The following is a 1,703-nucleotide window of genomic DNA, read 5'->3' as shown; positions in this document are numbered from 1 at the left end:
GTGGTGGGCACCAATGCCGTGCTGCGTGTGCCGCCGCAAGAGGTGAGCGCAGCCCGTGCCCAGTTGCAGTTGCTGCTCGACACCTGGGCCGAGGGCCTGCGCCGTCCTCTGCCCCTGCCGCCCGCCTTGGCCTTGCAGTGGCTCAAAGACCCGCAGAACCTGAACGCTTTGCATGACCTGTACGAAGGCAGCAGCCACCAACGCGCCGAGCGCAACAAAGACCCGGCGCTGGCCCGCACCTACCCCACATTGACCGAGCTGATGGGCAGTGGCGACTTCGAGCAACTGGCCGAGCGCGTCTATGCCCCCTTGCGCGATTGGGCGGCGCAGATCCAGATCGAGGCCTTGAGCGATGCCCACGCAGAACCCGAACCCGAGGGCCAGCCATGAAAGCCGCTGAAAATGCCACGCTTCACCCCACCCCAAAACCGCCCGTTCACGACCTGCAGGCCTCCCGCTTTGCGCTGCGCGGCAGCCACTTGATCGAGGCCAGCGCGGGCACGGGCAAGACCTGGACCATTGCCGCGCTGTATGTGCGACTGGTGTTGGGTCACGGTGACTCGGGCACCGCACCCGTGCGGCCCATGTTGCCGCAAGACGTGCTGGTCATGACGTTCACCCGCGCCGCCACACGCGAGTTGTCGGAGCGCATCCGCGCCCGCCTGACCGAGGCCGCGCAGGTGTTTCGGGGGCAGGCGAGCACACAGGATGCGTTTTTGTTGGCACTGATGGCCGATTACCCCGAGGGGCAGCCCCGCCAACAGGCGGCTTACCGGCTGGCGCTGGCCGCGCAGGCCATGGACGACGCGGCCGTGTACACGATCGACGCCTGGTGCCAACGCATGCTGCGCGAGCACGCTTTTGACAGCGGCAACTTGTTTGAAGAGCACTTGGTTGGCGACGAAGCCGCGCTGCGCCTCGAAGCCGTGCAAGACTATTGGCGGCAACAGCTCTACCCCATGCCCGCCGAACAAGTGGCGCAGATGCAAAGCATCTGGCGCGATGTGTCCGCCCTTGAAGCCGACATGCGTGCCCTGATGGCGGTGCCCCTGCCCGAGGCCGCACCCGGCACGCTGGCGCACGTCCATGCCGCGGCCTTGGCCGACAGCGCCGCGCAGCTGCAAGCTCTCAAAACCGGTTGGGACGAGAAAGCCGATCAGTTGTTGGGCTGGATCGAGGCGCAATTGGCCCCCCTCAAACACGGCTGGAATGGCCACAAATTGAGCGTCAAAAAATGCGCCGATTGGCTGAGCGTTCTCAAAGCCTGGGCGCAAGGCCCGGCCAATGCGCAGGCCCTGCAAAGCGCCATGAAAACCGGCTGGGAACGTTTCACCCCCGAGGGCCTGCTGGCCTGCCGCAAACCCGGCGAAGACCCGGTCGAGTTGCCGCCCGAAAGCCAGGCCTATGCCGACTTGCAAGCGGCCTTGCGGGCCTTGCCCGATGCCGACCAACAGGCCCGGTTGCACGCCCGCAGCCATGTGTTGCAGCGCATGGCCGAACTCAAGCGCCGCAGCGCTTTGTTTGGCTTTGCAGACATGCTCGAGCGTCTGGACGCGGCGCTGGCCCAACCCGATGCAGGCGAGCGCCTGGCGCAGCGCTTGCGAGAGCAGTTTCCGGTGGCCCTGATCGATGAGTTCCAAGACACCTCGCCGCTGCAGTTGCGCATCTTTGACCGCATCTACCGCACCGCCGAAAACCAGCAG

General features: G+C 65.9%; 1 protein-coding gene and 1 pseudogene. Both read left to right on the top strand.

All coding sequences use genetic code 11. The annotated features are described in order from the left end of the window. Window positions 1–390 (top strand): annotated as a pseudogene (locus Q0341_RS00290) (exodeoxyribonuclease V subunit gamma); the annotation flags it as partial. Next, the coding region (locus Q0341_RS00285; protein ID WP_299509711.1) for a UvrD-helicase domain-containing protein at window positions 387–1,703 on the top strand (1,317 nt) is incomplete at its 3' end. The pseudogene Q0341_RS00290 and the gene Q0341_RS00285, both read left to right, overlap by 4 nt.

It is taken from the genome of uncultured Limnohabitans sp. (assembly GCF_937889215.1).
Classification (GTDB): Bacteria; Pseudomonadota; Gammaproteobacteria; order Burkholderiales; family Burkholderiaceae_C; genus Limnohabitans_A.
This window is presented reverse-complemented; position numbering and strand designations above follow the sequence as displayed.